The organism is Oscillibacter valericigenes, assembly GCF_021531435.1.
GTDB classification, from domain to species: domain Bacteria; phylum Bacillota; class Clostridia; order Oscillospirales; family Oscillospiraceae; genus Oscillibacter; species Oscillibacter valericigenes_B.
This window is the reverse complement of record NZ_JAFBIS010000001.1, coordinates 238,841-265,252: the sequence shown is the minus strand read 5'-3', so window position 1 is coordinate 265,252 and position 26,412 is coordinate 238,841. Positions and strand designations below refer to the sequence as shown.

Here is a 26,412-nt window from a genome sequence, read left to right as displayed (position 1 = left end):
TCCATCATGCCCCAAGTCGGATGATGAATATTGGGTTCATACGTTGCAGACAGTCTTTACAGAACTCGAGGCTCTGGGACTGTCGGAGGCTGTCCCGAAACCGGAGCCAAAGAAGCGTGGCAGAAAACCAAAGGCAAAGGAAGGACCAACCCTCAAGCGTCCTCGAGGACGCCCGCGAAAGAATGATAATCACTCTGCCGGACTTCTATAGTCCGACAAACTGGGAATCTATTAATTAAATACGGCGTCTTAATTTCGCAGATCACGTCGTCCGGCCGGGGCTGCATCAGCTCAACCATCATGCGGATGATATGGCGGGGGGTACGGAACTGGCCGTTGACGCCGGCAGTAGCGATTTTGCTGAGGAGGTATTCGTATATATCGCCACGGGTGTCGCTGTCCTGCATCTGCGCCATCTGCTCATAGATGCCGTCCAAGGCGGTAACGATCTTATCCAGCATCAGCGGCGTGGGGATTTTGAAAATGGCATCATCCATATACTTGGCGTAGGCGCTGGACTTATCGCCGTGAAGCGTCTTGATGAACGGGAACACCCACTCCTGCACAGTGGCGTACATTTTGCCCGCAGGAAAATCGTGAAATACCGACCACTTCAACTGATTTCCCGGAATGGTGCGGTCACCGATTTTTACCTCATCGGCAAAGATGCTTTTGTGGGGCAGGCCCAGCATGGCGCTCTCTTTGGCCCGCAGATTGTCGGTATCGTCCAGATCGCGGATAAACATCAGATAGGTCATCTGCTCCACGACGTCCAGCGGGTTGGTGATGCCGCCGGTCCAAAAAATTTCCCAGAGGCTGTTGATTCTATTTTTCAGTTCGCCAGTCAGCATATCAGTCTATCTCCCTGTTCCAGATATAGGCGGTATAGCGTCCGCCGCCAAGTTTGATGATCTCGCCCTTTTTCTGTAATTCAATCAACGTCCGCTGCACGGTGACCTGGCTGATATCAGGGCACTTCTCCATGATCTCTGCCTTGGTAATCTTGCCGAGGGTATCTTTGATGATTACCCGGATACGCTCCGGCTTGGACATGCCGCTGGTGACCAGGACTTGTACGCGGGAAGAAAAGTCCCGATAGGCGGCGACGATCACGCCCAGCATATAGCGCACAAATGGCGCATAGTCATTTTGGTTCTCATGCCACCCGACAGAACTCTGCTGCAACGTTTCGTAATACGTCTCTTTGCTCTGCTCGATGACTTTTTCGATACTGATATATTTTCCAACGATATAACCGCTCCGGTAGAGAAGCAGCAGCGTCAGCAGTCGGCTCATGCGGCCATTTCCGTCGTTAAAAGGATGAATGCAGAGAAAATCCAGAATGAACATGGGAATCACAAGCAACGGGTCCGCACCGGACTGCACCGCTTCATCATAGGCTTTACAGGCGAAGTCGATGGCTTCCGGCGTCTCCCAAGCGGGAACCGGCTGGAAACGAACGAACCGATTACCTGCTGAATCGGTCTCTGCGATCACATTGTCAGAATTTTTATAGTTTCCCCCAATGGACATACCGCTGAACTTATACAAATCACGATGCAGCTGTAAAATCATGGTCGGACGCAGCGGGATATACTCATAACTCTCATGGATCGTGGCAAGAACATCACGGTATCCGGCAATATCTTGCTCGTTTCTGGTGCGGGGAGTGGTCTTATCCAGCACAATTTTCTTCAATCGCTCGTCAGAAGTGTAGATACCTTCAATTTTGTTAGATGCCTCGGTGCTCTGGATTTTTGCAACCTCTACCAACTGGGTCAGCGTGTCACTGTTGGCCTCAACGAACAGATTTTGCTCACCCTTGAACTCATGGATCTGGGTCAGCAACGCAACAATATCGGGAACAAGCAGCTTCTGCCACTCATTTTGGAATTCATACTTACGCATATAGTACCTCAACAAACTGGTTTATAGCATTTTGCTGAATATATTATATGTCTAATACGATGACAAGTCAATTTAATTTTATCATTATTGCATTATTGATTTAATTGAAAACAAAAGCAATAAATTATAGGTTGATTTTTACCTATTATTGAATATAATAAAAGCAGAAAGAAGGTGTGCATATGAACATCGACAGCAATACCATCGTTTCTGTAACGGAAGCAAATCAAAACTTTTCCCGTGTGACCCGCATCGCCGAAAAGAAAGGCAGTGCTGTTATCTTCAAGAACAATCGTCCCAAATATATGTTGATTGACCTTGAGAACTCTCCGGTTATCGACATGAGTGATGACGAGAAAATTGACTTTGTTGCAGCACGCATCCTGAAAAAATATAAGCCTGCATTTCTGGAGTTGGCGAAATGATCAAGTTTTCAAAAGAAAAGGTCCTTTTGCTGCATCGGTTGATTGCTGAGGAAACCGGCGGCAGTATCGGTGTTCGGGACGAAGGACTACTGGAAGCTGCCCTGGAGAATGCGTTCGCCAGCTTTGGAGGAGAGGAGTTCTACCCTTCGAAGGAAGAAAAGGGCGCACGCCTGGGCTATGAGCTCATCTCCAACTACGCATTTGTCGATGGAAACAAGCGGATCGGCATGTATGTGATGCTGACATTTCTGGAAGTCAACGGAATCCGCCTGGAGTGTACCAACGAGGAGGTCGCGGAAGTGGGCCTCGCTGTTGCGGCGGGAGAAATGAAATACGAAGCATTGTTGGCTTGGGTCAGGGAGCACAGGATTTGAGAACTCCTGACTACTATTTGACTACTGTTTCGGAAGATACGAAAAAACCCGGGAGCCATTGCGGCGCAATGGCTTCCAGGTTTGCTCCGTTTTTCCTCAATATTTGTGCAAAACTACTGGAACCCCTGGGGCATCAGCGCTCCAGCGTTGACGGCCTGATAACTCCGACTCTGAAGGCCGCTGGTTCGAATCCAGTCGGGCGTACCAAAAACTCTCGTAAATCGAATATTTACGAGAGTTTTTTGCTTGTAAAGTTCAGAATTTAAGTTGCCGGTTTGACTACTATTTCGTATAGGACTCTTTCCGCCGCCGCATAAGCAAATCCCAGCAGACCCATCAAATATGGATCTGCTGGGAAATTTTATTATCTGTTTTCAGTCAGTCTACATGCGCAATTCCTTATAATCATAGCAGGGGCTGTGAAGCAAACCTTGTCAGCCTGAGCTCTGAGCGTAAGTTATTTGATATTGTGACATTGTTGAAAACTCATATTTATGTGTGCTGATCTACATTATATGCGGAGGTTTTAATTCTTCAAATACTGTTTCCGGAATTTGATAAAGTTAGTGGTCCCTGGGGCAAAACGGATTGGGAAACTGGTTCGTGTGCTCTTCTCGCCTCAATATCAATGACCCACTATTACTCCGTCAATTTGCGCAGAATACTTTCAAATCCTTTGCAAGCCTTTATAAGTTGTTCAACCTCAATGTACTCGTCTCGCACATGTGCCAGAGTTTCCAGAGAAGGACCGTATCCAATTGTAGGAATGCCTGCCTCACCACAGAAGTGACTGCCATTGGTGCAGAAAGCGAAATGGGAGATTTGGGTATCAATTCCCGCTTCCTTCAGGCCGGTAACTGCTTTCTGAACAAAATCACTCTTTTCATCGATTACCCAGGCGGGGAAGTAACGCTTGGCAGAAATGGTCTCACCGGTCCAGCATTTTTCTTTTCCTTCTGCCAAATAGGTTTTTGCCTTTAGACCGGGGACCCGCTGCTGGGCACGGTGGATGGCCTCTTCGATCTGACCGAGGATGACGGCTTCGTCTTCCCCTACCAGTGTGCGGCGGTCAAAGGTTGCGCGGCACAGAGAAGGAACAACAGATGCTCCGGGATAAGGATATGAGATGATATCGGTCAATTCCAAAATTCCCTTGCCAAGAATAGGATGCTCATTGGGAACAATCTTACAGATTTCCTCAATCAGAACCATCATCATATAGACAGCGTTAACGCCTTTTTCGGGATTGGAAGAGTGGCAGCTGACGCCCTCAGTTTCCACAACGACTTCGGCGCGGCCACGCTGACCAATCTTTACGGTAGAGGATGTTGCCTCACCGATAATTACAAAATCAGGCTTAACTGCCTTGGTAATTTCGCGGGAGGAGATTCCTTCAAAGCATTCCTCATGAACGGTACAGGAAACAGCAATATTGCCGGCGAAATCACGATCAGTATCTTCGGCGAGATGTGCAGCTGCGGAAATCATCGCCGTCACGCTGCCTTTCATGTCGGAAGTACCACGACCGTAAATCTTTCCATCGCAAATTTCAGCGCCCCAAGGAGCATGCGTCCATTTGCTTTCATCAATAACATCTACATTATCAATATGGCCATCCATCAGAATCGTCTTGCCAGGACGTTTGCCGTGAATGATACCATAAACACTGCCGAAGCGGTCGATCTTGACCTCATCAAAGCCATACTCCTCCATCTTGCGCTTCATCAATTCTGCAACTTCCTTCTCGTGTCCGGAAGGACTTGGAATGCGGATTGCCTCCTGGCAGAATGCAATCAGTCGTTCGTCTCTGGTCATAGTATCTTTACTCCTTTCAGTGTAGTGTATTTTTATAATCAGACGTTGTCGGAGCAGGAGCAATATGTAATGTCTCATTCATTATTATTATATTCGTTTCGCAAAAAAGCACAAGCGTTTTGTCTATTGTTTCCTTTTGTTGTAATAACGAATCATCAAGTAATATTTATGCGAGATGCACAAATTTTTTACTGAATCTTTAAAATATCCCGTTTCTTTTTATAAGTTCTTGACAGAAAGCTGACGGTATGCAATTATTATGTCAGAAATATATTGCGTATTCCCAAGGGAATCATCCTCCCGAACGGAACTGCATAATATTTCAAAATACGAAAAGGAGAGTTTGAAATGGCAATATGGAATGCTGTCAGTGCGTTTACTGATTGGATGTGGGGCAATCCCCTTCTCATCCTGCTGGTAGGCGGCGGTATTATCCTCGCTTTCATAATCAATTTTATTCAGATTAGAAAGTTTGGCTTTATCTGGCGCAATACCATTGGCACGATCTTCAACAAAGAAGAACAGGCTCGCAAAAAGGCACAGGGCGTTTCTCCTCTTCAGGTTTTGATCGCTGCAGTCGGTGCAACGGTTGGTACCGGCAACATCGTCGGCGTATCCTCCGCTATTGCAATCGGTGGCCCCGGCGCTTTATTCTGGATGTTTATCTGTGGCTTTATTGCGATGGGTATCAAGTATTCGGAAGTAACCCTTGGCGTTGAATATCGTGAAAAACTCAGCAATGGGCAGTATCGCGGCGGCCCATTCATGTACATTCTGAAAGGCCTCGGCTGGAAGCCCGTCGCATACATCTTCGGCATATGCAGCATGGTCTGTATGGCTATGATTTGCTGCGTACACGGTTCCTCTATGACCTCCAACGCTGCATCCATCGGCATCCCTCCCATTGTCACCCTGGTTTTTGCAGTTATCTTTATGCTCGTTGTCTGCTTCGGCGGCATGAAGGCGTTGTGCAAGATTTCCGATGTTCTTGTTCCTGTTATGAGCATTCTTTACATCCTTGCTGGTCTGATTGTTATTCTTATTAACATTGGAAGTCTTCCTGCTGTTATCGTTTCAATCTTCAAGGGTGCCTTCACTCCCACTGCCGCAGTTGGCGGTTTTGCCGGCGCTGTCTTTAAAACGGCTATGACGCAGGGTTTCAGAAGAGGCGTTTTTTCCAATGACGCCGGTCTTGGCCTTTCCTCTACTGTTCAGTCCCAGGCTGCCGCTATCGATCACCCCGCACAGCAGGGTTCCTGGTCTGTTATTGAAACCTTTATCGACACCACAGTCATTTGCTCCATTACTGGTTTGATGGTTATCTTTTCTGGTGTTTGGACTACCGGTGAAAGTGGCGCAACGCTTGCCGGCTCCGCGCTCGCTTCTGTCTTTGGTCCCTTTGGCCGCTATCTGTGCGTCATCGGTCTGTTCCTCTTCGGCCTTAGTTCTTTGATTACTGACCTTGAAGGTGTCAAGCTGTATTCTGACAATATGTTTAAGAGCGGTATCGTCGGCTACTGTTTCCAGGGTTTGATTATCGTGATGGTCATTATTGGTACTTTCGTCGATATTTCCAAAGCATTTATGCTCGCCGACTTTACGAACGGTGTCGTCCTCGTCATAAACATGATCTGTATCTTTGCTCTCGGTAAGAAACTTCGCGCCCTTACTTCTGAGTGGTTTGATAATCCGACAGAAAGCATTAAGAAATTCCAGATTCAGAAGAAGTAACAGTAAAATTTCCGTTTATTTGCTTTGAGCTCAAAAAAGTACCCACCCCATTTTGATGAGGTGGGTACTTTTCTAACAAAATATAGCTATTGAAACCGATACCCGCGTTCTTGCAGGGAACTTAGATAACTCATAAAGAACTCGTGCTGACAAAAGGATTGGCTATGAAAGCCATCCATTGCATGGAAGGACGCCACGCGGGTTTGTTCATTGATCCAGACAACATAGCTGCTGGACTTAGGGACAACTGATGTTCCTTTCAATTTTGTGCCTCCTCTTGACCGCTATTTGATACCTGGAAGGTATCTTGTATCACATGAAGCCGGGTTCCGAAGCCCTCAGTGGCTTCCACGGGATACCGCAGCTCCACGGCATACATAGCATTCTGACCGGAATAAAAGAATACTTCCAGCATGGATTTGCCGTCTGTACCGCCAATGCCGCCCCGCTTATCTTCGATCAATTGGAAACCTGCGTTTTGCTCTCGTTCCCACTCCTGCGCGTCCGCTAAATCCCGATACCCCAGATGGCGCACGGTCAGGGAGACGGCGGGATTGATGGTAGAAGTCCAACATTTGGCCAGCATGTCATGCTCCAGCATTCGATGATATTGCCAACCATCGTGGGGAATGTAGAGAGAATATTCCAGGTCACGGAACAAATAGACGGGAACCGATTCTTCAAGGCCTTCCACTACGAAGGTCAAATCCGTTTGCTCCGGTCGGGAGGAAGTGGCCCCGGAGAATGCAGACCAATCCGCGGAGAAGAACGCCTGCTGTCCACGTACATTGTAGAGCACAAAGAACGGGAGTGTTTTCGGCCCCTGACCGTCCCAAAATTCTTCCGCACCGCCGCGGAGCCAATTCAGCGCCTCCATCGGCAGCTTGCTGACGGGATACCCCGGCAGATAGATGCGGATCTCCTCCGCGTCATCCAGACCGTAGGGGCTGGTCGTGATGACGGAAAAGCCGTTTTCAACCGTGGTCACGCCGGGCTTTTCGTAATTCAGCTCGGCTATGTAGGCGGAGTATTCCCGCTCGCCGACGATTTTCAGCGCGTTCATACGCCCGGTAAAGACGCTGCGGTAGAGGGTCTGCGCCCCCGCGTCGGCGTCCTCGTAAATGCCGGAGAAGGTTCCATCCCCGTGCCAGTACAGCTCCGTTTGCCAGCCGCCGGCGCCGCTTAAAAAGTGAAACGTACCGGGCATGGAGGCAAAGAAGTTGTCGGCGGTAATCGGTGTCTGCACCTGTTCCTGCTTGGGAACTTGGGCATATTCCTCGAACGTGAAGTCCTTATAATGATAGGCGCGGCTCGCGAAGTCTCCCCTGTTTGTGTCATAATCCAACATGAAGAAGCCGGATTCGGGATCATAGGATTCCCGCGTTGCATTGACGCCCCAATCCTTGAAATCAAGAAGTTCTGACGCGTCCCAGTTGAGCCAGCCGCGCTCAATGACAGTTCCGTTTCGGCGGTACACATAGACACTTTCGTGACCGTCACCGCCATACTGACAGTTGCATACCAGCTCCGTGACGCCATCCCCGTCCAGATCCACGATGTAATCGTCAATTGCAAAGCCGAAGCTTTCTGCAATGCTATGTCCGCCGTCATTTTCTACGGGAACGTAGTAGGTGCGGGTAATAAGGTGATCGGTAGAGGTATCTATGTAGTAACCTGAAAGACCAAACAGATTTTCAAAACTTCCTCTGGATTCCTGCGGCATAGATTCATACCGCGTAACTGGCTTACCGTCCACATATTCTGTGATGTCACGCTGATACAAAACCAGATTGTGGCCTTCGTTGACTGCATAATGATCCTGATAATAGGTCTGCCCATCCCGATAATTTACAACGCATTCTTTCATTTCACTAATAGGTTCCAACGGGCAAATATAGACTCCATGATACTGAAATTCTCCAGAGTCCGGCACATAGAACCAGTAAACGTATGGTTTATTGTAGGCAGTTTGCTGTGCTTGGAGTCCAATATCGGTATAACCATCGAAATTGAAGTCACCAAATTGAATTCCTCCGTCCCGAATTCCATCGGTCAGGGGAGCTTCTGTGTATTCAGAGGCCAGTTCCGGCATTTCTGCCCAGTAGTCACGCATGGCGTTTTCTGTGGAGAAAGTGGTAATTGCTCCATCATCCCATACAATCTTTACATCGCTGATGCCATAGAAATACTCACTGGTTTCTTTGCCATATAGATGCAAAGTTCCAGTACGGCCTTCCGTTAGGGTGAAGGGTAACTCACATAGAGCGGAGGCATCAGAGGGGAGGCCGGGGGAATCAGACGTATCGGATTTTTCTTTGGGATTCGTCAGAAAGCACACCGCTGCCCCGACGCAGGCGATGACAGCCACAGCAACAATCCAGAAGGCAGGCTTTTTGTAATTCAGAACTCCTTTGATTCGCTCTTTGACCCCCACTTCCCCAAAGGCCAGCGGACAGGCGGAGATCAGCCTGCGGGGAATACTACAAGAGAGCAGCGCCATGGAATAGGCCTTCTTCGCTTCCACATCCATGTTGCAAATGACCTTTTCATCACAGGCAAGCTCAATATCCCGGCAGAGCAGAATATAGGCGACCCAGCAGAAGGGATTGAACCAGTAGACAGTCAGAATCGCCCAACCCAACGGCTTCCACCAATGGTCGTGTCGGGAAAGATGTGCCTGTTCGTGTGCGATCACACTTTGCATCTGAGCCTCGTTCATGTCAGAGGGAAGATAAATGTGAGGCCGGATGACGCCGAGAATGAAAGGCGTCTGGATGTGGTCGCAGAGATATAGCTGGTCCCGCTGCCGGACAGCTTCGCAGACAACTCTACGCAGACGGAGATAGCTGATAACCGCATATATGACCAACGCGATCACGCCGACGAACCAGACGATGCTGGCAAGATAGGTCCATACATACAGGGGATTAACGCCGCCCACCGGTGAAGGGGCAAATGCCTTCCCTATCACAGGATTTACAGTGTTGTCTATGATAGTGACGCCGCTGTTGATGGAAGGATTCGGGACAAATTGTACCACATCAGGGCGAATGGTTTCGCTGCTGGGGATCAGGCTTAATGCGCTCTCAATGGAAATCGGGCAAAGCAGGCGAATCCCAACCAGTGCCCACAGAATACAGTGGATCCACTTCGGTGCCCGTTTCAGCACGACTCGAAGCACAATGACCGCCAGAATCAGCCAGCTGGCGGCAATGCTCATATTGAGCAGCTTCAGAAATAGACTGGCCATCTCAGTTCTCCTTCCCGTAGCTGTCGATCATCTGCTGAATTTCAGCAATTTCCGCTGCCGTCAAAGCTTTTCGGGTGGTGAACGCCGCCAAAAATGCCGGGAGAGATCCGTCAAAGGTCTCATCAACAAATTGTTCACTCTGCACGGCGTAGAATTCCTGCTTGGAGATTTTGGACGTTACCGTTCCGTCTTCGTTTTGAAAAATGCCCTTCTCACACAGGCGGCGCAGTACGGTATATGTGGTGGACTTCTTCCAGTCCAACTCCTGTGCTGCCAGTTTCACCAGTTCCGCGGAGCTCAACGGCTCATTGCTCCAAATCAAATCGGCAAATTTCGCTTCGATCGCGCCTAATCTCATATTGCCCATCATTGGCACCTCCGAATGGTTTACAAGTTGTAGCCCATATTTTGAGTTTACAGCAAGTAAACCAAGCTGTCAAGAGGATCAAAAAAAGAATCTCTCCGGCTGCTTGGAAAGCACCGCTCCCAACTCATCATTCGGATATAGAACGGCGGACATCTTCCTCGTCCACATTGCCGAGAAGATGTCCGCCGCAGCGTTTCAGTCCATGTGCAAGTTCCAGGCCCAGCTTCAGGCCGCGGAGAAAACTGTCGGTTGGGAGCTTTCTTCACAGCAGTTACAGCGCAACATGAAATGTCCCCGGTTCCATAATCTCCAGAACCGGGGACATCTATGAAAAGACGCAATGTCTCTCAGCCGGGAAGCAGCACACCAAACACGGCGCCCAGGAAAGGCAGTACGATTTTCCAGATCAGCAAGGCTCCAATGACAAGTCCCGCAATACATGTAGTTGAATGATCGAATTTACGGATTCATCCATACAAAGCGGGGCCTTCTTCTCCCATGATATTCTATGATAGTTACTCCTTGATCCCCAATTCCTTCAAATAATTGTAAACAGTAAAACGGGAGATTTTCAGCCGCTCGGCCACATAGGGGACCGCTTTCTGCATCTGGAAAACATTGCGCTCATGCAGCATCTGAATGATCCGCATGCGGTCATATTTCCCCATTTTTTCAACCGGGACTCCAACACAGCTGATGCACTCATTCATGATCTGATTGATGTTCTGGCGGGAATAAAGTTCCTCTTCTAATTTTGTGGACGTGGAAATCAATTTATCCAGCGTATCCCGCATACCTGTATACTGGGAGATGTCAAAATTGATGCCGAGGCCGTAGTGATAATTTTCATTCTTGAAATAGATCGTGGAGGATTTGATCGTCTTTCCGCCCGTTGTCACGACCTGGCAATTCATGTAGTTCGTGCCGGGATCAATATTTTGAAACGCATCCTCCGGAACGGGGTCCCCCGTGATATACACACAGTCTCCCTTTTTCCGGCCGGATACATGCCCGTTATAAATCGCCGCGATAAAGTTCTCATAATGCTCGCAGTCGTGGATCACGGTTTCGCAGTGATAACCAAATGTCTCTGAAATCATTTTCGCGATCTCACACAAATTGTTGAACATCTCTTCGCTTTCCATATGGCGCTCCACCCCTGTTCCCCGGGTTTTTTCGCATTATACCATCTCTGTATCAGAAAAACAACATGGGCTATCTGCACAATGAGTTGTCTATTTTTCGTCAGTTGTATGACAACGCACGTATTGACAATTCGTTCACATATTATTACAATTTGTTTAGATATATCCGTGCTGGTTCGTACGAAAAATCCAACGAAGAAAAGGGGTCTTTGTAAAGATGCGTAAAGAAACGATCATGGTAGCGGACGGAAACGAAGCCGCGGCATATGTGGCCTACGCCTTTTCGGAGGTAGCCGCCATCTATCCCATCACCCCCTCCTCGCCCATGGCAGAGAAAACGGACGAGTGGTCCGCCAACGGGCGGAAAAACCTGTTCACCCAGCCGGTCAACCTGGTAGAGATGCAGTCTGAGGCCGGCGCCATCGGCGCGGTCCACGGTGCGCTGGAGGCCGGTTCCCTGGCAACCTCCTTCACCTCCTCTCAGGGCCTGATGCTGATGATCCCCACAATGAACCGCATCAGCGGCACCCGCCAGCCCGCGGTGCTGCATGTGGCGTCCCGTACCGTGGGCACCCACGCCATGTCCATATTCGGTGACCACAGCGACGTGATGAACTGCCGTCAGACCGGCTTTGCCATGCTGTCCACCGGCAGCGTGCAGGAGGTCATGGATATGGCCGGTGTCGCCCATCTGTCCGCCATCAAGAGCCGGATCCCCTTCATCCACTTCTTCGACGGCTTCCGCACCTCTCACGAGATCCAGAAGATCCGTGCCATTCCCTATGAGGAATTCGGCAAGATGCTGGACTGGGGCGCCGTCCGCAGCTTCCGGGAATCCGCGCTGAACCCCTACCATCCCTCCCTGCGGAACACCGTCCAGAACCCGGACGTCTACTTCCAGTTCCGGGAGGCCAACAACCGCTTCTATGACGGCCTGCCTGACATCGTGGAAGATTACATGAAGCAGATCAACGCCGTCACCGGCGAGGATTACCACCTGTTCAACTACTACGGCGCCCCCGACGCGGAGCGGGTCATCGTGGCCATGGGCTCTGTCAGCGGCGCCGCACGGGAGACGGTGGCCTATCTGAACGGACTGGGCGAAAAGGTCGGCTATCTGCAGGTCCACCTGTTCAACCCGTTCTCCAAGGAATATTTCCGGGCAGCCCTGCCCAAGACGGTGAAGAAGATCGCCGTCCTGGACCGCTGCAAGGAAATGGGCGCGGCGGGTGAACCGCTGTACCTGGCCGTCTGCGCCGCCTACGCCAACCGGCAGGACGCTCCTTACATCTGCGGCGGCCGCTACGGTCTCTCCTCCAAGGACACCACTCCCGCCCAGATCAAGGCCGTGTTCGACCACCTGTTGGAGGACGCGCCTTTCACCGGCTTTACCGTGGGCATTGAGGACGATGTGACCCACCGTTCCCTGCCCGTGGGCGACAGCCTGCCCCTGGTGCATAAAAAGATGGTCAACTGCAAGTTCTGGGGCCTGGGCAGCGACGGCACCGTGGGCGCCAACAAGAACTCCATCAAAATCATCGGCAACAACACCGATATGTACACCCAGGCGTACTTCGAGTACGACACCAAGAAGTCCTTCGGCATCACCCGGAGCCATCTGCGCTTCGGCGAGGAGCCCATCCTCTCCTCCTATCTGGTGAAGGAGGCGGACTTCGTCGCCTGCCACAACCAGTCCTTCCTGGATAAATACGACATCGTCTCCGAGCTGAAGCCTGGCGGCACCTTCCTGCTGAACTGCCGCTGGAAGCCCGAGGAGCTGGATCGCGAGCTGCCCGCCGCCGTGAAGCGGGGCCTGGCGGAAAAGCACGCCAAGCTGTACATCATCGACGCCAACTCCATTGCCCGGGAGCTGGGCCTGGGCGACCACGCCAGCATGGTGCTGCAGTCTGCCTTCTTCCGCCTGGCGGACATCATCCCCATCGAGGAAGCGGTCACCTACATGAAGAAGGCCGCCGAAAAGTCCTTCGGCAAGAAGGGCGAGAAGGTGGTCCAGATGAACCTGGCGGCCATCGACCAGGGCGTGAACCATGTGGTGGAGGTCCCCATCCCGGAGAGCTGGAAGGACTGCGCCGATGAGCCCAAGGCCGAGAACCCCAACGAACCTGATTTCATCCGCAAGATCCTGCGTCCCTGCAACGCCCAGCAGGGCGACAAGCTGCCGGTCTCCACGTTCATCGGCTATGAAGACGGCACCATGCCTCTGGGCACCACCGCCTACGAGAAGCGGGGCATCGCCACCCGGCTGCCTGTTTGGGATTCTACCGCCTGCATCCAGTGCAACCGTTGTTCCTTCGTCTGCCCCCACGCCGTCATTCGTCCCTACCTGCTGGACGCCCAGGAAGTGGAAAAGGCCCCCGAGGGCTTCGTCACCGTCACGGCCAAGGGCGCCAAGGAGTACCAGTTCTCCCTGCAGATCAGCGATATGGATTGCACCGGCTGCGGCAGCTGCGTGGCCTCCTGCCCCATGAGCGGCAAGGCCCTGCGGATGGAGCCCGTCACCGGCGAGCTGTCCCTCACCCCCGCCTGGGAATATGGCCTGACCATCACCGACAAGCAGGCTTTCAAGGCCGAGACCGTGAAGGGCAGCCAGTTCCGCCAGCCCCTGTGCGAGTTCTCCGGCGCCTGCGCCGGCTGCGGCGAGACGCCTTACGCCAAGCTCCTGACCCAGCTTTACGGCGACCGGATGTACTGGGCCAACGCCACCGGCTGCTCTCAGGCCTGGGGCGCGGCCATGCCCTCCATCCCCTACACCGTCAGCAAGGAGGGCCGCGGTCCCGCCTGGTCCAACTCCCTCTTTGAGAACAACGCGGAGTTCTGCCTGGGCATGTACCTCTCCGTGAAGCAGCAGCGTTACAAGACCCGTGCCTGGATCGAAGAGCTGCGGGGTCTGGTCCCCGAGCTGGAAGCTCCCATTGCGGAGTGGCTGGATACGTTCTCTGACGTGAACGCCTCCATGCCCGCGTCGGAAAAGCTGGAGGCCGCCCTGAAAGAAACGCAGGTCACCGGCCGGGCGGATGAGCTCAAGACCCTCATCCTGCGCCACCCGGAGCATCTCGCCAAGCAGCCCGTTTGGATGTACGGCGGCGACGGCTGGGCCTACGACATTGGCTTCGGCGGTCTGGACCACGTCATCGCCATGGGCGAGGACATCAACGTCTTCGTGGTGGATACGGAGGTCTACTCCAACACCGGCGGACAGAGCAGCAAGGCAACGCCTCTGGGCGCCGTGGCCCAGTTCCAGGCCGCCGGCAAGAAGACCGGCAAGAAGGACCTGGGCAAGATGATGATGGCCTACGGCAACTGCTACGTTGCCTCCGTCGCCATGGGCGCGGACCCCAACCAGCTTCTGAAAGCCATCACCGAGGCCGAGGCCTATCCCGGCCCCTCCCTCATCATCGCCTACGCCCCCTGCATCAACCACGGCATCAAGGCCGGCATGGACCAGGTCCAGGCCGAGATGAAGCGGGCGGTGGACGCCGGCTACTGGCCCCTGTACCGCTATAATCCCGCCAAGAAGGACCATCCCTTCACCCTGGATTCCAAGGCGCCCACCATGGGCTATCAGGAGTTCCTGGAGGGCGAGGTGCGTTACGCCTCTCTGCACAAGACCTTCCCCGAAAACGCGAAGGAGCTTTTCTCCCAGGCAGAGCAGGAAGCGAAGGCCCGCTACGAGTCCTATCAGAAGATGGCAGAGGAAGAATAACACACGCCAGATACGTCGGAACACCCCTTTCCGACTGTATTTCCCAAGAAAAATCCCGAAGCCTCGGCTTCGGGATTTTTCTATGTCATTCCGCGCGGAACTGAAAAACACGTATGCTGTCAGATCTCCATGGCAGCTTCCTCGGCTGCCGCTTCCGCGGCGGCGGCTTCTGCGGCAGCTTTGGCCGCCGCGGCCTCCTCGGCGGTCGTCTTATCCCAGGGCTCCGCCAGCTTGCTCAGGCACCGCTGGTAGCCTGCCGTCCCCTCCTCGTAGGGCGTGGGGCGGTAATCGTTTCGGTTGGCCACACTGCTGACGCAGCACGGTACATAGGTCATCTCCCAGGAAACGCCCGTCTCCTCCTTATGTACGGTCAGCTGCGCGATCACCGTGTCCTTATCCCCCGGATTTCGGTTTCCTCCGAAGCAGAAATTGCCGAGGCTGTACAGGATCACGCCGTCCTGGTACGCTTCCACCGGCTGCAGAACATGGGGATGGGTCCCCACGACGACGTCCGCTCCACCGCTGACTGCCGCATGAGCAAGAGCAGTCTGCCGTTTCGTGGGCACGTAAATTCTCTCCGCGCCGGTGTGCATGCAGGCGATCACGATATCCGCGCCGTCCTCCCGCAGGCGGGCCGCGCCCTTTTTCATCTGTTCCGTTGAGCCGTTGAAGGGCAGCACGTAAATACCCACCCGCACCGCCGAACCGTCATCGTGGCGCAGGTCAAAGCATATCCCCTGGTCTCCCTGTATCCCGGTGACGCCCGCGTCCTCCAGCGCCGCCAGGGTGTCCTCCACTCCGGCGTTGCCGAAGTCGCCGGTATGGTTATTCGCCATGGACACGCAGTCCACACCGCCAAGCGTCAGCGCCCGCGCATACTTCGGCTGTCCGCAGAACGCATATTCCGACTCGGACTCCAGACGCTTGTCCGAAAAGCTGCACTCCAGGTTGGCGAGGGTCAAATCGTCCGCCGTCAGGATCTCCGCCGCGTTGGAAAACGGATACGCCAGGTCATCTCCCACCACCGTTTCAAAATGGTTGGTATAGTGGCTTGATGTCAGGGTACAGTCGCCCAGAAACGAGATCACAAACCGATCCTGCGGTTCCCTGGGAAGGTCCGCAGGCTCCGGTGGGGAGACGGGCTGTTGTTCCTGCACGGGCTGTTGTTCCTGCACGGGCTGTTCCTGCTTCACAGGTTCCGCAACCGTTGAAGACGCGGGGACATCCGGTTCTTCGGGCACTTCATGGCCGGACGGTTTCAGAAAGGCCAGTCCTGCAGCCAAAAGCGCCGCCGCAAATACGGCGCCCAGCGCCAACAGCCACGGGTTTTTCTTCCGCTTCATCTCCCGTTTGCCCACACGGCCATTCCCCCCTCTCTTTTTTACTATTCTACCATGGTTCCCGCCCATATGCCAGACAGCAGCTGAAATTTTCGGTTTGTCAGTCTCTTTTCAGGCAAGAATTTTTGTCGGGCAAAAGCTTTTCCCGGATACACGCCCAAAAGCGGCGGAAGCACTTGCTTCCGCCGCTTTTCTCATAACCTTGTTATTTTCCGCCCGCCTTTGTCTCCTCCCAAAGCCGCTCCGCCTCAGGCTTCCAGTTCTCTGCATAGGCCGTGCATTTGCCGCACAGGTGGTCCACGCTCTCAGGCGACTGCAGGTCTGTGGAGCGGGCGCCGGTCCTGTGGACCATCTCCCGCAAAAGCTGAGGATTTTCCAGCATGGGACAAGGCCGGAGCATATTCTCGTTGAAGGGCTGACCGTCGTGATAGGCCATGAAAATCGGCGACCGGAGACACTCCAGCAGCGTCTTTTCCCGGATGTTGCTGTCAGAATAGTGGATAAACACGCAGGGGTCCACATCGCCGTTGGCGTTGATGTGCAGATACCGCCTGCCGCCGGCGATACAGCCGCCCACATATTCCGCGTCATTCTGGAAGTCCATGGCAAACAAGGGCTTGACCCGCCGCAGACGGCGGATGCGGTGATAGACCTCCAAACGCTGCTCCGGGGTGGGAAGCAGCGCGGGCGAGGCGTCGTTGCCCACCGGCATATAGTGGAAATACCAGATAAAATAAGCGCCCTTTTCGATCAGGCTGTCATAGAATGCCTCCGAGGTGATGGAATCATAATTTGCGCTGGTATAGCAAGCGGAAATGCCGTAGAGCAGCTTTTTGCGCTGAAGCAGCTCCATGGCCCTGATGACCTTTTCATAAGTGCCCTTGCCCCGCCGTCCGTCCGTGGCCTCCTCAAAGCCCTCCAGGGAGATGGCCGGCACAAAGTTCTTCACCCGCAGCATTTCATCCGCGAAAGCCTCGTCGATCAGCGTCGCGTTGGTGAAGCACAGGAACACGCAGTCCGAGTGCTTTTCGCACAGCCGGATCAAATCACGCTTGCGGACAAGGGGCTCTCCCCCGGTGTAGATGTACATATAGACGCCCAGCTCTTTGCCCTGACGGATAATGTCGTCGATCTCATCAAAGCTCAAATTCAGCTTGTTGCCGTATTCCGCCGCCCAGCAGCCGGTACAGTGGAGGTTGCAGGCAGAGGTAGGGTCCAGCAGGATGGCCCAGGGAACGTTGCAGCCATACTTCCGCCGCGCCTCCTCCTGGGTGCTCCAGCCAACCAGGTTCGCGTTGATGAAGAAATTGACGCCGATGGTCTTGACCACATCCTCGTCAACATTGCGGAACAGGTTCAGCACATACTGGTGATAGGGATGATCCGGATTTTCGATAACTTCCCGCAGGACCGCCCGCTGGGGCGCAAATTCTCCTTTTGCAAATTTGTCCGCCCAATCCATCAGCTTCAGCAGATTTTGCTCCGGATCTTTATAAAGATAGCGGAACGCCTGCTCCAGGCCCAACTTTTTGACCGTCGTTGATACATCCATTGCAGCATCCTCCTCTTCAATATTTGTCTATTCCATTTTTATAAAGGACTGTCTCCGCATATCACACATCCGGCCCACGGCGGCGGACAATTTTGACTGCCGCCAGAATCGTGATAAAGTTCAGCGCGCCCTCCGCCAGCAGTGCCGCTCCCAGTGAGATCATCACAGCCCCCGCGCTCTCCGACGGACGCAGGACCAGTAAAAAGCCGGCTACACCGGCCACCACTGCCGCTGCCAGGATCAGCCACCACGAATCAATTCCAAACGCCTTCGCGTCAATGGCGATCTGCACTTTCAAAAGCGCATCGGCCAGAACATAGATCCCAAGGATCGAAAACAGAACATTTGCCATCTTGTCTGTGCGCAGCATCATTAGAGCGCCGAGGGCGATCAGCAAAATTCCAAAGGCCAGATCGTATTGGAACGCCAGGCGGTATAAGTCCTTGGAAACATAGCCGACGATGCGGATTGCCCCAAACAGGACCAAGAGCAGCCCGCTGAGCCTGCACAGCAGCAATACAGAAAAAGTGGGGTCAGCTATCAGCGCAGCGCCCAACATGCACAGCAGCACGGAAACAATGATATATCCGGACTTCGCCGCTTGAATATATTTGTTGGAAATCAAATTCAGGACCCCTTTCTTATCCTTTGACAGTTCCATTATAGGAGAGCCGTTTCATAAAACATACGGACAAAAACAGCCCCTGTGCCTGAAAAGCAGGCACAGGGGCTGTTTTGTCTGAACCGGTGGTCATGGCTGCTCACACCGTGCGATCATCGTCTCCAGATCGCCGCGTTTCAGTTCACAAATGCGGTGGAACCGGGCCTGGATATCCTCCTGCATCCCCGTTTCCAGCCAGCCAATGGTAATGCCGAAGCACACACATTTCAGATAGTTGATGATCAGAAGCCGGTCCTGCTCAGGAACGGTCTTTCCGGCCAAAACGCCGTCCAGATAGGTCGTAACGGCATGCTCGCAGACCCGCCACTGGTATTGCTCATATATGTTCCGATTGACCGAGTTGTAAATATGCAGCACGGCTTTCCGGTTTTCCAGAGCAAAGCCAATGATGGCATGAAGGCAATCCTCAATGGAGTCAATGGACGGGTGCTCCCGGATCATCCGGTCCGCCTCTTCATTGACGATGGTCTCCACCAGCTGGGGCAGATCCTGAAAATAATAATAAAAGGTGTTGCGGTTGACGCCGCAGTCATCCACAATGTCCCTTATGGTGATCTGACTGATGGGCCGCTCATTCAGCAGCTTGATAAAAGAGTTCCGAATCGCCGTTTTTGTAAAGGCTGCCACGGTCCACGCCTCCTTCCTGTTGCTGTTTTTCCTATCTTACAACAAAACACGGCAAAAATGCAATCACGGGATGTTCCATACCTGTTTTTGTAAAAAACAGGTATTGTATCCTCCGCTTCCAGCGCGTATAATTTTTAAAGGCAAACGCTTTACTGCCATCAAAGAAGCAAAGAACAGGAGGCCATTCCCATGCTGACGATGGAAATGCTGGAAGACGCGCGTCTGGCGCTGCGGGGCATCGCCCGGCTGACGCCCCTGGACCCGGCCCGGGGGCTGGGGAAAAACGTGTATATCAAGGCGGAAAACCTGCAGCTCACCGGCGCGTTCAAGCTCCGGGGCGCGTACAATAAGATCCGCTCCCTGTCCCCCGATGACGCCGCCCGGGGCGTCATCGCCTGCTCAGCCGGCAACCACGCCCAGGGCATCGCCTGGTCCGCCACGAAACTGGGCATCAAATCCATCATCTGTATGCCCGCCGGCGCCCCCATCAGCAAGGTGGAGGCCACCCGGGGCTACGGCGCCGAGGTGGTGCTGGTCCCCGGCGTCTATGACGACGCCGCCCGGGAGGCGGAGCGGCTGACGGCGGAGCACGGCTACACCTTCGCCCACCCCTTCAACGACCCCCTGGTCATCGCGGGCCAGGGCACTATCGGCCTGGAAATTCTGGAGCAGCTCCCCGATGTGGAGCAGATCGTGGTGCCTATCGGAGGCGGCGGCCTCATCAGCGGCATTGCTTTCGCCGTGAAGCACCTGAAGCCCTCCTGCCGCATCATCGGCGTCCAGGCGGCGGGGGCTGCCTCTATGTACATCTCCCGTCATTCCGGCAAGCCCACGGAGCTGCGGAGCGTGGCCACCATTGCCGACGGCATCGCGGTGAAAAAGCCCGGTGACCTGACCTTTGAGCTGTGCCAGCGGTACGTGGACGAGATCGTCACCGTGGGAGAGGACGAGATCGCCTCCGCTATTCTGGCGCTGATGGAAGGGCAGAAGACCGTGGCAGAGGGTGCAGGCGCCACGCCGGTGGCCGCCTGCATGTTCGGCAAGGTGGATACCAGCGAGAAAAAGACGGTGTGCGTCGTCTCCGGCGGAAATGTGGATGTGACCACGTTGTCCCGGGTCATCACCAAGGGCCTGTCTAAATCCGGCCGTCTGGTGGAGCTGACCACCAAAGTGACGGATAAGCCCGGCAGCCTGCTTCAGTTGATACATCTGGTCAGCCAGAGCGGTGCTAACATCCTCACCATCAACCACTCCCGGGAGGACCGGGATTCCGAGGTAGGCGCCTGCATCGTCTCCCTGGTGCTGGAGACCCGCAACAGCGACCATGTGGCCGCCATCAAGCTGGCTCTGACCGACGCAGGCTATCCCCTGCTCCACAATTCGTAATTTACATCCATACAAAAGGACGCCTCACATGTCATGTGAGGCGTCCTTTTCTTGCAAGCATTTTTACTTTACAGCATTTCGTTTTTAATGTTTTCCCCACGCCGGTAATCCCGGGGCGTGACGCCGTAGCGCTTCTTGAACTGCTGGTTGAAATTTGACAGCGTCTCAAAGCCCACCGCCTCCGCAATGGAGAGGATGCTGTCCTCAGACTGGCGCAGCCGCTCCGCCGCGGCTGCCAGGCGGCGCTCGTTCAGATAGCTGATAAAGCTGCTCCCTGTCATTTGCTTAAACCAGCGCATAAAATGACTGGCGCTGCATCCACAGCCCTGCGCCATATCCGCCACCGTCAGCGACTGGTTGAACTCCCGTTCCACCCGCTGGAGCACCTCCTTCAGCCGCTCCGTGTCCCGGTGCTCCTCCGGCAGCGGCTCCGCCTGGGCCTGGGTCATCAGGAAGAGAAAGCGCAGCATGGCGGCCTTGACCCCCAGCTCAAAGCCGGTCCCCCGCTGTCCGCACAGGTCTTCCGCCTCTTTCAGGCAGGCCGCGGCAGCCGGGTAAACCGCCTCCTCCGCCCGCAGGCACACCGGCAGGGGCAGCCGCCCCGCCGCCAGCGGCACCAGATACCGCTGGGCGCAGATGTCCGCCGCGCCGGAGCCAAGGAACTCCGGGTCAAAGATGATATTCTCATATTCCATGGCGCTGCCCGGCACGCCCCGCAGAGCATGGAGCATCCCCGGCGGCAGGATAAAAATATCGCCCGCCGCCGCGTCCATCCAGCGCATTCCCGCCTGGACCTGTCCCGCGCCCTTTTTCACGTACACCAGCTCCATGCTCTTGTGCCAGTGCAGCGCCACCGACGGAAAGTCCCGCGGAATGGTGCAGGGGTAGATGTTGAAGGGAAACAGCACGCTGCCGTGCCGCTTTGTCTCCTGAAGATAGGCCGACCGCGTCTCGCTCATGGAACGCCTCCTTTCCTGTCGAACCGGGTAATATGATAGGATTCTGTCAGAATATGCAATCATTATGAGAGAAAAATCGTCAGTGAGGATATAATATACCAGCAAGCGTGAAAATGCACGTAAAATCTTCCGAACAGGAGGAACTTTTATGAACGAAATGATTTCCGCCAAGCTGACCGCCCTCTGCGGCAAGCCCATTCAGGATGCCAGCAATCAGGAGTTGTATTTGGCCCTTCTGCGTCTTGTTGAGGAACAGGCTCAGGAACGGGTCCAGCCCGTCACCGGCAGAAAGCTGTACTATATCTCCGCCGAGTTTCTCATCGGCAAGCTGCTCTCCAATAACCTCATCAATCTGGGCCTTTACGACGACGTGCGGGACTGCCTGGCCGCCGCCGGAAAGTCCCTGTCCGACCTGGAGGAGCTGGAGCCAGAGCCCAGCCTGGGCAACGGCGGCCTGGGCCGTCTGGCCGCCTGCTTCCTGGACTCTCTGGCGACCTTGAATCTCCCCGGCGACGGCATCGGCCTGCGCTACCACTGCGGATTGTTCCGCCAGCAGTTCCGGGACGGCCTCCAGACCGAGACGCCGGACCTGTGGCTGACGGACGAGAGCTGGGCAAAGCCCACGGGCACCGTGTATCCTGTGGAGCTGGCGGGCCAGGTGTATCAGGCCCGGCTGTACCGTCTGGCCGTCACCGGCTACAGCGGGCGCACAAATTTCCTGAACCTGTTCGACCTGGACACCGTGGACGAAAGCCTCATTACCGAGGGCATCTCTTTTGACAAGACCCGCATCGGCGAAAATCTGACCCTCTTCCTCTACCCCGACGACTCCGACGAGGCGGGCCGCCTGCTGCGCATCTACCAACAGTATTTCATGGTCAGTGCCGGGGCCCAGCTGCTGCTGGACGAGTGCGCCGCCCGGGGCTGCAATTTCCATGACCTGCCAGACTACGCCGCCATCCAGATCAACGACACCCATCCCAGCATGGTCATCCCGGAGCTGATCCGCCTGCTGGAGCAACGGGGCATCGGCTTCGATGAGGCGGTGGACATCGTCACCCGCACCTGCGCCTACACGAACCACACCATCCTGGCGGAGGCCCTGGAAAAGTGGCCCCGACACTATCTGGAACAGGTGGTGCCCCAGCTCATGCCCATCATCGAGAAGCTGGACGCCCTGGCCCGCACCCGAACGGACGACGGCTCCACCGCCATCATCGACGGCGAAAACCGGGTCCACATGGCCCATATGGACATCCATTTCACCCACTCCACCAACGGCGTTGCGGCCCTCCATACGGAAATTCTGAAGAACAGCGAGCTGAAGAACTTCTATCAGCTCTATCCCGAAAAGTTCAACAACAAGACCAATGGCATCACTTTCCGCCGCTGGCTCCTGGCCTGCAACCCCGCGCTCTCCAACGAAATTGAATCCCTCATCGGCCCCAGCTTCAAGCAGGACGCCGGGGAGCTGGAGCTGCTCCTCCCCATGGCCGCAGACAAGGACACGCTGCGCCGCCTGGCGGACATCAAGGCCCGGAACAAGGAGGCCCTGGCGGGTTGGCTGTACCAGAAGCAGGGCATTCTGGTGAATCCCAGGGCTATGTTCTCCATTCAGTCCAAGCGGCTCCACGAGTACAAGCGGCAGCAATTAAATCTGTTGTTCCTGATCCACCAGTACCTGGAGATCAAAAACGGCCATATTCCCGCCGTGCCTCTGGTCAGCATTTTCGGTGCCAAAGCCGCCCCAGCCTACACCATCGCCAAGGACATCATCCACGCCCTGCTGACCCTCTCCCAGGTCATCGCCGCCTCCCCCGAAGTCTCCCCCTGGCTGCAGATCGTGTTCGTGGAGAACTACAACGTCACCGCTGCGGAGAAAATAATCCCCGCCTGCGACCTCTCCGAGCAGATCAGCCTGGCCAGCAAGGAGGCCAGCGGCACCGGCAACATGAAGTTCATGCTCAACGGCGCCGTGACCCTGGGCACCATGGACGGCGCCAATGTGGAGATCGCCCAGCAGGTCGGGGAGGACAATATCTATATCTTCGGCCAGACCTCCGACCAGGTCATCCGCCGTTACGAGGCCGGAGACTACCGCGCCCGGGAGTGGTACGACGGCGACCCCAACCTGCGCCGGGCCATCGACTTCCTCACCGGCCCCGAAATGCTCCGGGCGGGCCGGGAAGAAAATCTGTCCCGCCTCCGGGACGATTTAATGAACAAAGACTGGTTCCAGACCCTCCCCGACTTTAACGCCTACCTGGTCCGCAAGGAACAGGCCATGGCGGACTACGCCAAAGACCCCCTGGAGTGGCAGCGGAAGTGCCTCGTCAACATTGCCAAGGCGGGCTTCTTCTCCTCCGACCGCACCATCGCGGAATATGACCGGGACATCTGGCACCTGGGCTGATATGTTCACAGCAGGCAGACAGACACGCATCTGCGTGTCTGTCTGCCTGTTTTTTATATTTGTCAAAAAGTTCGGTTTTCCAGAAAAACGATTACGTTTACAAAGTCTTTGACAGATCATACATAACCGGAATTGGAATTTTGTTGTAATCCACGAATTTCAAAAGCCGGATTGACAGCCGCTGAATATTTGTATATATTTAATAACTGAAAGGAGCTGGAAACGTTACCAGTAACGTTTCCACAGCATACTTTGTCAAAAGAAGGGAGTGGACACGGCATGACCATCAAGGATGTAGCGGAGCACAGCGGCGTTTCCGTCAGCACGGTTTCCCGTGTCCTCAACAACCATCCCGACGTCAGCGAGGCCGTGCGTTCCCGGGTCCTGGAGACCGTGCGGGAGCTGCACTACGTTCCCAACAGCAGCGCCCGGGATCTGGTCCGTCCCCAGTCCGACGCCATTGGCCTGGTGGTCCGCGGCGTGGGCAACCCCTTCTTCTCCTCCGTCATCCGGGCGGTGGAGCAGGCGGTAAACCAGGCGGGCTACACCATGGTCCTCCACCAGATCCCTTCCGGCGAAGACGAGATCCGGGCCGCCGCTGAGCTGGCCCGCTCCAAGCGGCTGCTGGGACTGATCCTGCTGGGCGGCTGCTTTGACTACACGCCGGAACAGACGGCGGCTCTGGAGATCCCCTTTGTCTGCTGCTCTTTTACCAACAGCTTCGGCAGTCTGAAAAAAGACGCCTACTCCTCCGTTTCCATCGACGACCAGGCGGAGGCCCGCCGGGCGGTGGAGGTCCTGATCCGTCAGGGCCACCGGAAGATCGCCGTTCTGCTGGACTCTGTCCAGGACCACTCCATCAGCGAGCTGCGCTACCGGGGCTACTGCCAGGCACTGTCGGAAAATGGCATCCCTCTGGAGCCGGACCTAGTGGCGGAGACCGGCGCTTTCGATATGTCCGCCGCCTACGAAGGCACCCGCCGCCTGCTGGCACGGAAAAAAGAGTTTACCGCCCTGTTCGTCATCGCGGATTCCATGGCCATCGCCGCCATGAAAGCGCTGCACGACAGCGGGCGCCGCATTCCGGAGGATTGTTCCATCATCGCTATCGACGGCATCGACATGTCCTCCTACACCGTTCCTACGCTGACGACCCTCATCCAGCCCCAGGAGGCCATGGGAGAAGAAGCGGTCCGCATCCTGGTGGATATGGTGGAGGAACGGGCGGCCAACCGCCATATCCGGATGGACACCACCCTGCGCATCGGCGGCAGCGTCGCCGCTCCCAACTGATTTTTACATCCAAGGGATGTGAAAATAAATGAAAATTCAAAAAAGGAAAAGGAGTATCACGATGAAAAAAGTATTTGCGCTTTTGCTGTCCCTGACTCTTTGCGTCGGCCTCCTGTCCGCCTGCGGCGGCAGCAAGACCGAGACCCCCGCGTCCTCCGGTGAGAGCGGAAGCTCCACCGCCACCGGCTCTGTTTACTACCTGAACTTCAAGCCCGAGCAGGACGAGGCCTGGCAGAACCTGGCCAAGGCCTACACCGAAGAGACCGGCGTGCCTGTCACTGTGGTCACCGCCGCCTCCGGCACCTATGAGCAGACCCTGATGAGTGAGATCGCCAAGAGCAATCCTCCCACTCTGTTCCAGGTCAACGGCCCCGTGGGTCTGGCCAACTGGAAGGACTACTGCTATGACCTGACCGGCTCCGACGTGCTGGGCCAGCTCACTTCCGAGGACTTCGCCCTGAAGGACGGCGACGCTACCCTGGGTATCGCCTACGTCATCGAGTCCTACGGTATCATCACCAACAAGACCCTGCTGGCCAAGGCCGGCTACTCCGTGGACGACATCAAGTCCTTCGCCGACCTGAAGAAGGTCGCTGAGGACATCACCGCCCGCAAGGACGAACTGGGCTTCGCCGCCTTCTCCTCTACCGGCATGGACGGCTCCTCTGACTGGCGCTTCAAGACCCACCTGGCTAACCTGCCCATCTACTTTGAGTACCAGGCCGACGGCATCGGCACCACCGACGCCATCAAGGGCACCTATCTGGATAACTACAAGGCCATCTTCGACCTGTACATCAACAACTCCACCTGCGATCCCGCCGTGCTGTCCGGCAAGACCGGTGACGACTCCCGCAACGAGTTCCTGGCCGGCGAAGCCGTGTTCTTCCAGAACGGTTCCTGGGAGTACGGCAACCTGGTTGGCGACGGCAAGTTTACTGACGATGACCTGCAGATGATCCCCATCTACATCGGCGTGGGTGACGAGGCCAACCAGGGCCTGTGCACCGGCACCGAGAACTACTGGTGCGTCAACAACTCCGCCAGCGCGGAGAACATTCAGGCTACTCTGGACTTTATGAACTGGTGCGTCACCTCTGAGACCGGCACTAAGGCCATGGCCAACGACATGGGCTTCGTCATCCCCTTCAAGGGCGCTCAGGAGTCCCCCAACCTGTTCGTCAAGCAGGACGCCACTTACACCGCCGAGGGCAAGACCCCCGTTTCCTGGAACTTCCCCACCATGCCCTCTGAGAACTGGAAGAACGAAGTAGGCAACGCTCTGACCGCCTATGCTGCCGGCACCGGCACCTGGGACGCTGTCGTCTCCGCTTTCGTGGACGGCTGGGCCAGCGAGTACGCTGCCGCCAACGGCTAAGATCAACACCGCGCAATCACAACGGGGTGGGCTTTCCGCCCAC

General features: G+C 55.1%; 19 protein-coding genes. 8 read left to right on the top strand and 11 right to left on the bottom strand.

Annotated features, from left to right (window positions below; all coding sequences use genetic code 11):
* Window positions 1–152: 152 nt before the first annotated feature.
* Entirely contained in the window at window positions 153–851 is a 699-nt protein-coding gene (locus tag JQM68_RS01095; protein ID WP_412758440.1) for a type I restriction-modification system subunit M N-terminal domain-containing protein, read from the bottom strand.
* A gap of 1 nt (window position 852) precedes the next feature.
* Window positions 853–1,908: a Fic family protein gene (locus JQM68_RS01090; protein ID WP_235221067.1), complete on the bottom strand. Its 1,056-nt coding sequence runs from the start codon at window positions 1,906–1,908 to the stop codon at window positions 853–855.
* Window positions 1,909–2,090: 182 nt separating this feature from the next.
* Between JQM68_RS01090 and JQM68_RS01085 the strand changes: the two genes are divergently transcribed.
* A complete protein-coding gene (locus JQM68_RS01085; protein WP_235221066.1) occupies window positions 2,091–2,333 on the top strand; it encodes a type II toxin-antitoxin system Phd/YefM family antitoxin in 243 nt (80 codons plus the stop codon).
* On the top strand, window positions 2,330–2,707 hold the full coding sequence (locus JQM68_RS01080) for a type II toxin-antitoxin system death-on-curing family toxin (protein ID WP_235221065.1): 378 nt from the start codon (window positions 2,330–2,332) through the stop codon (window positions 2,705–2,707). Before JQM68_RS01085 ends, JQM68_RS01080 begins: the two co-directional genes overlap by 4 nt.
* 639 nt (window positions 2,708–3,346) lie before the next feature.
* Here the strand turns inward: JQM68_RS01080 and JQM68_RS01075 are convergent.
* Window positions 3,347–4,522 carry a YgeY family selenium metabolism-linked hydrolase gene (locus tag JQM68_RS01075; RefSeq protein ID WP_235221064.1) on the bottom strand — a complete coding sequence of 392 codons (1,176 nt, stop codon included), beginning with the start codon at window positions 4,520–4,522 and terminating at the stop codon, window positions 3,347–3,349.
* A gap of 348 nt (window positions 4,523–4,870) precedes the next feature.
* On the opposite strand from JQM68_RS01075, the gene JQM68_RS01070 reads away from it, so the two are divergent.
* The gene (locus JQM68_RS01070; protein ID WP_235221063.1) at window positions 4,871–6,253 is read left to right on the top strand and encodes an alanine/glycine:cation symporter family protein; all 1,383 of its coding nucleotides are present in this window, start codon (window positions 4,871–4,873) and stop codon (window positions 6,251–6,253) included.
* A gap of 259 nt (window positions 6,254–6,512) precedes the next feature.
* On the opposite strand, the gene JQM68_RS01065 is transcribed toward JQM68_RS01070, so the two are convergent.
* The 3 genes from JQM68_RS01065 to JQM68_RS01055 all read right to left on the bottom strand — a co-directional run bounded on the left by JQM68_RS01065 (window position 6,513) and on the right by JQM68_RS01055 (window position 11,015).
* Entirely contained in the window at window positions 6,513–9,503 is a 2,991-nt protein-coding gene (locus tag JQM68_RS01065) for a M56 family metallopeptidase (protein ID WP_235221062.1), read from the bottom strand.
* 1 nt (window position 9,504) lies between these two features.
* Window positions 9,505–9,870 carry a BlaI/MecI/CopY family transcriptional regulator gene (locus JQM68_RS01060; protein WP_235221061.1) on the bottom strand — a complete coding sequence of 122 codons (366 nt, stop codon included), beginning with the start codon at window positions 9,868–9,870 and terminating at the stop codon, window positions 9,505–9,507.
* A gap of 515 nt (window positions 9,871–10,385) precedes the next feature.
* Window positions 10,386–11,015 (bottom strand): helix-turn-helix transcriptional regulator, encoded by a 630-nt coding sequence (locus tag JQM68_RS01055; protein ID WP_235221060.1) that lies wholly within the window; start codon window positions 11,013–11,015, stop codon window positions 10,386–10,388.
* Between the two features lie 217 nt (window positions 11,016–11,232).
* On the opposite strand from JQM68_RS01055, the gene nifJ reads away from it, so the two are divergent.
* Entirely contained in the window at window positions 11,233–14,739 is a 3,507-nt protein-coding gene (gene nifJ / locus JQM68_RS01050; RefSeq protein WP_235221059.1) for a pyruvate:ferredoxin (flavodoxin) oxidoreductase, read from the top strand.
* A 119-nt stretch (window positions 14,740–14,858) separates the two neighbouring features.
* Here nifJ and JQM68_RS01045 read toward each other — a convergent pair whose 3' ends face one another.
* The 4 genes from JQM68_RS01045 to JQM68_RS01030 all read right to left on the bottom strand — a co-directional run bounded on the left by JQM68_RS01045 (window position 14,859) and on the right by JQM68_RS01030 (window position 18,940).
* The gene (locus JQM68_RS01045) at window positions 14,859–16,097 is read right to left on the bottom strand and encodes a CapA family protein (protein WP_235221058.1); all 1,239 of its coding nucleotides are present in this window, start codon (window positions 16,095–16,097) and stop codon (window positions 14,859–14,861) included.
* A 187-nt stretch (window positions 16,098–16,284) separates the two neighbouring features.
* On the bottom strand, window positions 16,285–17,631 hold the full coding sequence (locus JQM68_RS01040) for a radical SAM protein (protein ID WP_235221057.1): 1,347 nt from the start codon (window positions 17,629–17,631) through the stop codon (window positions 16,285–16,287).
* A gap of 61 nt (window positions 17,632–17,692) precedes the next feature.
* A complete protein-coding gene (locus JQM68_RS01035) occupies window positions 17,693–18,292 on the bottom strand; it encodes a DUF308 domain-containing protein (protein WP_235221056.1) in 600 nt (199 codons plus the stop codon).
* Window positions 18,293–18,382: 90 nt separating this feature from the next.
* Window positions 18,383–18,940, bottom strand: coding sequence for a TetR/AcrR family transcriptional regulator (locus JQM68_RS01030; RefSeq protein WP_235221055.1), 558 nt, complete (start codon window positions 18,938–18,940; stop codon window positions 18,383–18,385).
* A gap of 189 nt (window positions 18,941–19,129) precedes the next feature.
* Between JQM68_RS01030 and ilvA the strand changes: the two genes are divergently transcribed.
* Window positions 19,130–20,326, top strand: a complete 1,197-nt coding sequence (ilvA, locus tag JQM68_RS01025) for a threonine ammonia-lyase (RefSeq protein WP_235221054.1) — start codon at window positions 19,130–19,132, stop codon at window positions 20,324–20,326.
* A gap of 68 nt (window positions 20,327–20,394) precedes the next feature.
* On the opposite strand, the gene JQM68_RS01020 is transcribed toward ilvA, so the two are convergent.
* Window positions 20,395–21,285: an AraC family transcriptional regulator gene (locus JQM68_RS01020; RefSeq protein WP_235221053.1), complete on the bottom strand. Its 891-nt coding sequence runs from the start codon at window positions 21,283–21,285 to the stop codon at window positions 20,395–20,397.
* A gap of 157 nt (window positions 21,286–21,442) precedes the next feature.
* On the opposite strand from JQM68_RS01020, the gene JQM68_RS01015 reads away from it, so the two are divergent.
* From JQM68_RS01015 to JQM68_RS01005, 3 genes are all read left to right on the top strand, one after another.
* Window positions 21,443–23,698: a glycogen/starch/alpha-glucan phosphorylase gene (locus JQM68_RS01015; RefSeq protein ID WP_412758443.1), complete on the top strand. Its 2,256-nt coding sequence runs from the start codon at window positions 21,443–21,445 to the stop codon at window positions 23,696–23,698.
* A gap of 279 nt (window positions 23,699–23,977) precedes the next feature.
* On the top strand, window positions 23,978–24,991 hold the full coding sequence (locus JQM68_RS01010) for a LacI family DNA-binding transcriptional regulator (RefSeq protein WP_235221051.1): 1,014 nt from the start codon (window positions 23,978–23,980) through the stop codon (window positions 24,989–24,991).
* A gap of 61 nt (window positions 24,992–25,052) precedes the next feature.
* Complete coding sequence (locus tag JQM68_RS01005) at window positions 25,053–26,369, top strand: ABC transporter substrate-binding protein (RefSeq protein ID WP_235221050.1); 1,317 nt, start codon at window positions 25,053–25,055, stop codon at window positions 26,367–26,369.
* Window positions 26,370–26,412: the final 43 nt, after the last annotated feature.